Source organism: Segeticoccus rhizosphaerae (assembly GCF_009192725.1).
Taxonomy (GTDB): Bacteria; Actinomycetota; Actinomycetes; order Actinomycetales; family Dermatophilaceae; genus Segeticoccus; species Segeticoccus rhizosphaerae.
On record NZ_VOHR01000017.1, the window covers coordinates 21,288 to 29,140 of the forward strand.

A 7,853-nucleotide genomic window follows, 5' to 3' on the forward strand; every position below is an offset into this window, starting at 1 on the left:
CCGTGTCCGAGACACCGCCCCCCACTGCCCTGGCCGTCGACCGCCACGAGCTTGCCGCCGTGATCAGCGGTCAGCACCGCGACCCGCACTCGGTCCTCGGCGCGCACGGGCGCGACGGCGCGGTCACCATCAGGGCGCTGCGGCCTCTGGCCCAGAGCGTGACCGCGGTGCTCCCCGACGGGACGCGCGTCCCGCTCGCCCACGAGTTCGAGGGCATCTGGGCGGGCGCCGTTGCCCTGGACGAGGTGCCCGACTACCGGTTGCTCGTGGCCTACGGCGACGGCTACGAGCACCACCAGGACGACCCCTACCGCTTCCTACCCACCCTCGGCGACGTCGACCTGCACCTGATCGGTGAGGGCCGGCACGAACAGCTGTGGACCGTGCTCGGTGCCCACGTCCACCGGTATGACGGGCCGCTGGGCGAGGTGCGCGGCACCTCCTTCGCCGTGTGGGCACCCCACGCCCGGGCGGTGCGCGTCATCGGCGAGTTCAACCAGTGGAACGGGCTGACCCACCCGATGCGCTCACTGGGACCGACCGGGGTGTGGGAGCTGTTCGTCCCCGGCGTCCAGGAGGGGCAGCGCTACAAGTACGAGATCCTCAGCGCCCGCGGGGTGTGGCACGCGAAGGCAGACCCACTGGCACGCGCCTCGGAGGCACCGCCTGCGACGGCCTCGGTGGTGACCAGCTCGTCATACGCGTGGCAGGACGACCCCTGGCTGGAGCAGCGTCGCCGGGAGGACGCGCACACCGGGCCGATGAGCGTCTACGAGGTGCATCTCGGTTCGTGGCGGCAGGGTGAGTCCTACCGCGAGATCGCCGACCATTTGAGCGCCTACGTCAAGGACCTGGGCTTCACGCACGTCGAGCTGCTGCCGGTGATGGAGCACCCCTACGGGCCCTCCTGGGGCTACCAGGTCACCGGCTACTACTCCCCCACGGCGCGCTACGGCACGCCCGACGACTTCCGCTACTTCGTGGACACCATGCACCGGGCCGGGATCGGCGTCATCCTCGACTGGGTGCCCGCGCACTTCCCGCGCGACGCGTTCGCGCTGGCCCGCTTCGACGGGCAGGCCCTCTACGAGCACCCGGACCCGCGCCGCGGCGACCAGCCCGACTGGGGCACCCACATCTTCAACTTCGGGCAGCCGCAGGTGCGCAACTTCCTCGTGGCCAACGCGCTCTACTGGCTGGAGGAGTTCCACGTCGACGGTCTGCGGGTGGACGCCGTCGCCTCGATGATCTACCTCGACTACTCACGCAAGCCCGGCGAGTGGGTGCCCAACGTCCGGGGCGGCCGCGAGCACCTCGAGGCGGTGGCGCTGCTGCAGGAGACGAATGCCACGGCGTACAAGCGCACCCCGGGCATCGTCACCATCGCGGAGGAGTCGACCTCCTGGGCCGGTGTCACTGCTCCGACGGACCGAGGCGGGCTGGGCTTCGGGCTGAAGTGGAACATGGGCTGGATGCACGACTCGCTCGACTACATGGCCGAGAAACCGATCAACCGGCAGTACCACCACACCATGCTCACGTTCCCGCTGATGTACGCTTGGAGCGAGAACTACGTCCTCCCGATCAGCCATGACGAGGTCGTCCACGGCAAGGGTTCGCTGCTGCGCAAGATGCCGGGAGACCGGTGGCAGCAGCTAGCCAACCTGCGGGCCTACCTCGCCTACATGTGGACCCAGCCCGGCAAGCAGCTGCTCTTCATGGGCTGCGAGTTCGGCCAGGAGTCGGAGTGGGCCGAGTCGCGCAGCCTCGACTGGTGGTTGCTCCAGCAGCCCGCGCACTCGGGTGTGCACTCGCTCGTGCGCGACCTCAACGCGGTCTACAGATCGCGACCGGCACTGTGGGAGCTCGACGCGGACCCGGCCGGCTTCCGCTGGCTGGACGCCGATGACCACCGCGGAAACACCTTGTCCTACCTACGATTCGGTCGACCGGACGAGTTAGGGGAGCGCCCCGTCGTGGCCTGCCTGATGAACTTCAGTGGTCAGCCTCGTGGAGAGATGCGCGTCGGCCTGCCGCGCGGCGGCCGCTGGAACGAAGTGGTCAACACCGACGCCGAGGCCTACGGGGGATCCGGGGTCGGCAACCTCGGCTCGGTCATGGCGGAGGAGACGCCCTGGCACGACCAGCCGTTCTCCGCCGTCGTCACGCTCCCGCCCCTCGGCGGCCTCTGGCTCGAGCCGGCCGCCGAGGAGGCCGAACTCGACTGACCACGGCCTGAGCCAGCCCGCCAGCCCGCACCCTGATGGAGGAACCGCGATGAACGACTCCCGCGCCGGCACGCCGGCCCAGCCCGCAGACCTGGTCGACGTCGCGCACCTGGTCACTGCCTACTACACGCAGGTGCCCGACCCGGGCCAGGTGGAGCAACGCGTGGCGTTCGGGACCTCGGGGCACCGCGGCAGCAGCCTGGACACCGCGTTCAACGAGACGCACATCCTCGCGACCACCCAGGCCATCTGCGACTACCGGCGTGAGAAGGGCTATGACGGACCGCTGTTCGTCGGACGCGACACCCACGGCCTCAGCGAGCCGGCGTGGGCGTCGGCGCTGGAGGTCCTCGCCGCCAACGACGTCACGGTGCTGGTCGACGACCGGGACGGCTACACACCGACTCCCGCGGTGTCGCACGCGATCCTGCGGGCCAACCGCGGCAAGGGTGGCGGGAGCTCAGGGCTTGCGGACGGCATCGTCGTGACCCCGTCGCACAACCCGCCACGAGACGGCGGCTTCAAGTACAACCCGCCCAGCGGTGGTCCGGCGGACACCGACGCGACCCGCACCATCGCCGACCGGGCCAACGCGCTCATCGAGGCCGGGCTGGAAGGGGTGCAGCGCATCCCCTTCGCCCGCGCGCGGGCTGCCGCCACGGCATACGACTTCATGGGGACCTATGTCGACGACCTGCCGAACGTGGTCGACCTCGAGCAGATCCGGTCGGCCGGTGTCCGCATCGGCGCCGACCCCCTCGGTGGCGCGAGCGTCGCCTACTGGGGCGAGATCGCGGAGCGGCACGGACTCGACCTCACCGTGGTCAATCCCCTCGTCGACCCCACGTGGCGCTTCATGACCCTCGACTGGGACGGCAAGATCCGGATGGACTGCTCGTCGCCGTCGGCCATGGCCTCGCTGATCGAGCGCAAGGACGACTTCGACATCTCGACCGGCAACGACGCCGACTCCGACCGCCACGGCATCGTCACCCCCGACGCCGGCCTGATGAACCCCAACCACTACCTGGCCGTGGCGATCCGCTACCTCTACGGCGGTGCTCGCCCGGGCTGGGCGCCCGACGCGGCAGTCGGCAAGACGCTCGTGTCGTCCTCGATGATCGACCGGGTCGTCGCCGACCTGGGTCGAACCCTGACCGAGGTGCCGGTCGGCTTCAAGTGGTTCGTGCCGGGGCTGCTCGACGGCTCGATCGCGTTCGGTGGCGAGGAGTCCGCCGGCGCCTCGTTCCTGCGCCGCGACGGCAGCGTGTGGACCACCGACAAGGACGGCATCATCCTCGCGCTGCTCGCCTCCGAGATCCAGGCCGTGACGGGCGAGTCACCCAGCCAGCACTACGCCGGGCTGGTCGAGAAGTTCGGTGACCCGGCCTACGCACGGGTCGACGCGCCAGCCTCCCGCGACCAGAAGGCAAAGCTGGCGGCGCTCTCCCCCGATGACGTGACCGCGGACTCCCTGGCGGGGGAACCGATCACCGGCAAGCTCACCAAGGCACCGGGCAACGACGCGAAGATCGGCGGGCTCAAGGTCACCACGGAGAGCGCCTGGTTTGCCGCCCGCCCGTCGGGCACGGAGGACGTCTACAAGATCTACGCGGAGTCCTTCCGCGGGCCCGAGCACCTCGAGCAGGTGCAGGCCGAGGCCCGCGAGGTGGTCGAGGCCGCCCTCACCTCCTGACGCGTCCTCCCGCTCAGGCCGCCAGCCGCGCGCTCTCGTCCTTGACCCACAGGCCGACCAACCCACGGAAGTGGCCGAGGAACCGGTCGAGTTCGTGCGGCGGGTAGGTGGACCGCACGGTGTCCACCAGCAGGGTGTCGAACTCCGGTGACTGCACCCACTCCAGGACCATCTCGTCGAGGTGCGGGAACGCCTGGGCGCAGAACTCCTCGTAGCGCGCCTTGTCGAAGTGCTGGTCGGCCAGCTTCTGGTAGCCCGCGAGCTTGTCGCGGTAGCCCAGCGCCTCCTGGTCGGCGACCGCGAACCACGGGTCGGGGTCGACCTGCGTCCTGGCCTTGCGACCGGTGGCGAGGCAGAAGGTGCTCCACTTCAGCAGCGCCTTCATCGCCCAGGGAAAGTAGTAGTGCAACGAGGTGACGGCCACGTCCGGGCAGGCATTGGCGTAGTCGATCGGGTAGACCACCCCGTCCTTGACGAGCATCTCGCAGGAGTTGAACTCCCACCGGAAGAAGGCGTTGACGGTCTGCGCGATGGTGACCGCCTCGGCACCGACCTGCGGCGTGAGGAAGTCGTAGGCGACGGCATACCGGTCGTGCATGGGCAGGTCCGGGCGGAACTTCATGATCATGCTCTCAGGACCGATGGTCAGGGCCCGGGCGAACACCTCGTAGCCGTCGACTGCGGCCTGCAGGTGCATGAGCATCTCGCCCGAATCGTCATACGCGCGGTGCAGATCGGCCTGGTTCTTGATCATGGAGACCCCGCGCCACGCACCTCCGTCGAACGGCTTCATGAACATCGGGTAGCCGATGCCGTTCGCGATCGCGTCCAGGTCGAACGGCTGGTTGTACTTGGACGACGTGTAGGCCCAGCGGACGTTGTCGACCGGGTTCTTGTAGGGGACGAGCACGGTGTCGGGCACGTTCATCCCGAGGCGCATGAGCGCGCAGTAGGCCGAGTGCTTCTCCATCGACTGGAAGGTGAAGGGGCTGTTGAGCAGGTAGACGTCGTCCATCAACGCGACCTTCTTCAGCCATTCGCGCGGGTGGTAGTACCAGTGCGCGAGGCGGTCGATGACCAGGTCGTCGTGGGGCTTGTCGCGGAGGTTGAACGGCTCGATGGTCAGCCGTTCGGTGGTGAACGAGTGCCGGGCCCCCGAGGAGTCGCTGATCACCCCCAGCCGCCGCACGAGGGCCTCGAACGCCCTTGGCCAGTCCTCCTCGGCGCCGAGGAGGAGACCGATCTGGTGCGTGCGCGAGGAGGCCATGCTCATTCCTAACAGAATCGGGGCAGGTGGTGGGCGAGTTGACGTTGCCACCACGGCCAGTCGTGCGCCACGTCCTCTCCCCAGACGTCCAGCTGGTGGGTGATCTGCTTCTCCGCCAGCAGGGCCGCAAAGCTGCGGGTGGACGGCAGCGCCCCGGTCGGGTGCGTCTCGAAGGCCCCCTGCCCGACGACCAGCAGGACCGACAGCCGGGCGCGCAGCCAGTCGAGCTGGTCACCGTGCAGACCGCCGACGTAGTCGGTGGGGTTGGCGAAGTAGGTCTCGTCACCACGCTCGCCCCAGGCGTGCCAGCTGCCGACGTCGTAGTTGCCGGACAGCCCGATGACCAGCGGAGCCACGTCGGCGCGTTGGAAGGCGAAGTGCACCGCGTGGTAGGCGCCCATCGAGACCCCGAGGGCGATCATCTCGTGGCGGCCGCCGGTCTGCTCCTCGATCCACGGAAGGACCGCCCGGTCCAGCCAGCCCTGGTAGGTCCGGTGTCGGCGCGCGCGCTCCTCGATCGACACGGACCGGTCCGACCAGGACCAGGCGTCGATGGAGTCCACGCAGAAGAAGCTCACCCGGCCGTCCTGGACCAGCCCGGACACGGCTTCCACCATGCCGTTGCTCGCGAAGTCCTCGGCACGACCCGCCTCACTGGGAAAGACCAGGACGGGGCGCCCATAGTGCCCGTAGCGGAGCACGCCGAGCCGGTGATCGGTCCCCGGCACCTCCAGGTCGACCCGTTGCCCGTCCATGCGGTCATCCTTGCGCACGAGCGACGTGCGGCGCCACACCGGCGCGACCTCGGCCGGGACGGTCGGCGATCCTCAGAAGAGGGCGTTGGTGAGGGCCGAGCGGGCCTTCCTGACCCGCTCGTCGGTGCTCCCCACGACCTCGAAGAGCCCCAGCAGGTGCTCGCGGGCGGCGTTGCGCTCCTCGTCGATGGTCGCCCGCACCAGGTCGATCAGCCGCACGAAGGCGTCCTCGACGTGTCCGCCGAGCACGTCGAGGTCGGCCACCATGGTCTGGGCCGCCACGTCGGTGGGTGCGTCGGCAGCCTTGGCCCGCGCGGCGGCCAGGTCGACGCCGGCGGTGCGCTGCATCAGCGTGACCTGACCCAGCCCGAGCTTGGCGTCGGCGTCGGTGGGGTCCGCCTCGACGGCGCGGGTGAAGGCGTCCGCGGCCGCCTGCAGGTCACCGCGCTCGATCGCGTCGTAGGCCTCCTGGTGCAGCGGCGGCAGCTCCGCCTCGACGTCGCCGTCGGACCCATCGGCCGGTCCCTCGTCGGCGTCGGCGTCGTGGTCCCCGGGCACGCGGCCGGCCACCCCGTTGCTGACCGCGATCTTGACGACCTCCTCGAGCAGCTGCGTGGCCGCCTCGTCGGACGGGATGGGGGGCAGCGGCATCGGCTGCCCCTGCAGGAACGCCACGGTGGTCATCGGGGTGCCCGCCGGCAGCTGGGCGCTCTGGCCGAGCTGCTGGAAGGCCTGGGCGATCTCGGGCGCCTGGTCGATGTCGACGACGCCGAGCTGGACCCGCCCGGCCTGGGCGCGAACCGCCTTGGCCAGCTGGTCCACGGGGCCGCGGGACGCCGGTTGCGAGGCGGCCCAGAGGGTGATGACGACCGGGTACCGGGAGGAGGCGTTGACGAGGGTGCCGAAGCCCTGGGCGTCGATGTCGACGACGAGGCCGTCGGTCGAGCCGCCAGCACCTGTCGCCCCGCCTCCCGGCGCGCCTTGGCCCGCGGGGGGCTGGGCGAGGGCGGACAGGTCGACGGCGCCCCGGAGGGCCGCGGCATTGAACGGCTGCGAAGTCATGTCGTCATTGTCCCTGATCCACGCGCGAGGACGTCAGTGGCCCTTGCCGCCCACGAGATGTTCCGAGGCCCCGACCAGGGTGGCCCGGCCGGTCCCTTCCGGCACCTCGAACACCAGGAACTCGATCGTGGTCACCCGTGCCGAGATCTCGATCTTCTGCTGGTCGGGGGCGAACACCTGGAAGGCCTTGGTGGGCTTGACCGTCTGGCCCGGCTTGATGTGGAAGTTGTCGTGCCGTTCCAGTGCGGCGAAGACGAGCGCACCACCGCCCTGCTGCTGCACGGTGACGACGGAACCAGGCAGGACGCGGTGTGACTGGCCGAAGTCGGCCTGCGTCCGCACGGCGTCGGCCTGCTGCGCCGCCCCGGCCCGCACGGACGCGGCGAAGTGGTCGGCGGCGAACGGGCGGTGGTCGACCTTCTTGCGCGGATAGCTCAGGTAGCGGGAGTAGTCGGAGAGCAGGGCCTCCGGCTTGACGGCCAGCTGCCGAAGTGCCGACCGCGCGGCCTTGCCGGGGTGACGGCCGGTCGCCACGACCGAACCGTTCTCCCGGGGGTCGAACGTCGCGATCGAGGTGCCCGGCAGCATGAGCGCCGACTCCTGGATGCGGAACGGGGCGCTTGCCCGGTCGGCACGCATCAGGTGCAGCACCGGCGTCTCCCGGTCAGGCGGCTCGGTCTGGACGACCAGGTATGCCGGGTGGCCGGCTCCGCGGCTGATCGCCAGCACGTTGGGGCGCACCGGGGCGAAGACCGGGTTGTCGGGAGAACCTCTGCGAACCTTCGCGACGCGCGCGTCCCCCGTGGCCGCGCGCAACCCCGCGCCCGTCCAGGCGGACCGGCGTG

The 7,853-nt window shown here is 70.2% G+C and carries 6 protein-coding genes; 2 read left to right on the forward strand and 4 right to left on the reverse strand.

The window, feature by feature from the left end; genetic code table 11:
* The first annotated feature begins 2 nt into the window (after positions 1-2).
* Positions 3-2,228, forward strand: coding sequence for a 1,4-alpha-glucan branching protein GlgB (gene glgB / locus FRW57_RS24865; protein WP_338016661.1), 2,226 nt, complete (start codon positions 3-5; stop codon positions 2,226-2,228).
* A 49-nt stretch (positions 2,229-2,277) separates the two neighbouring features.
* Positions 2,278-3,924: a phosphoglucomutase (alpha-D-glucose-1,6-bisphosphate-dependent) gene (pgm, locus tag FRW57_RS02995; RefSeq protein WP_137122861.1), complete on the forward strand. Its 1,647-nt coding sequence runs from the start codon at positions 2,278-2,280 to the stop codon at positions 3,922-3,924.
* A gap of 13 nt (positions 3,925-3,937) precedes the next feature.
* On the opposite strand, the gene FRW57_RS03000 is transcribed toward pgm, so the two are convergent.
* The 4 genes from FRW57_RS03000 to FRW57_RS22940 all read right to left on the reverse strand — a co-directional run.
* Entirely contained in the window at positions 3,938-5,191 is a 1,254-nt protein-coding gene (locus FRW57_RS03000; protein ID WP_137122860.1) for an ATP-grasp domain-containing protein, read from the reverse strand.
* Between the two features lie 8 nt (positions 5,192-5,199).
* A complete protein-coding gene (locus FRW57_RS03005; protein ID WP_137122859.1) occupies positions 5,200-5,946 on the reverse strand; it encodes an esterase family protein in 747 nt (248 codons plus the stop codon).
* A gap of 72 nt (positions 5,947-6,018) precedes the next feature.
* Positions 6,019-7,008, reverse strand: a complete 990-nt coding sequence (locus FRW57_RS03010) for a co-chaperone YbbN (protein WP_152185253.1) — start codon at positions 7,006-7,008, stop codon at positions 6,019-6,021.
* A 33-nt stretch (positions 7,009-7,041) separates the two neighbouring features.
* The coding region (locus tag FRW57_RS22940) for a hypothetical protein (RefSeq protein WP_162529240.1) at positions 7,042-7,853 on the reverse strand (812 nt) is incomplete at its 5' end.

Excerpts from the sequence above, each read along its gene's own strand:
- FRW57_RS03000 (WP_137122860.1), bottom strand. The coding sequence starts at position 5,191 with ATGGCCTCCTCGCGCACGCACCAGATCGGTCTCCTCCTCGGCGCCGAG.
- FRW57_RS03010 (WP_152185253.1), bottom strand. The coding sequence starts at position 7,008 with ATGACTTCGCAGCCGTTCAATGCCGCGGCCCTCCGGGGCGCCGTCGAC.
- FRW57_RS03005 (WP_137122859.1), bottom strand. The coding sequence starts at position 5,946 with ATGGACGGGCAACGGGTCGACCTGGAGGTGCCGGGGACCGATCACCGG.
- pgm (WP_137122861.1), top strand. The coding sequence starts at position 2,278 with ATGAACGACTCCCGCGCCGGCACGCCGGCCCAGCCCGCAGACCTGGTC.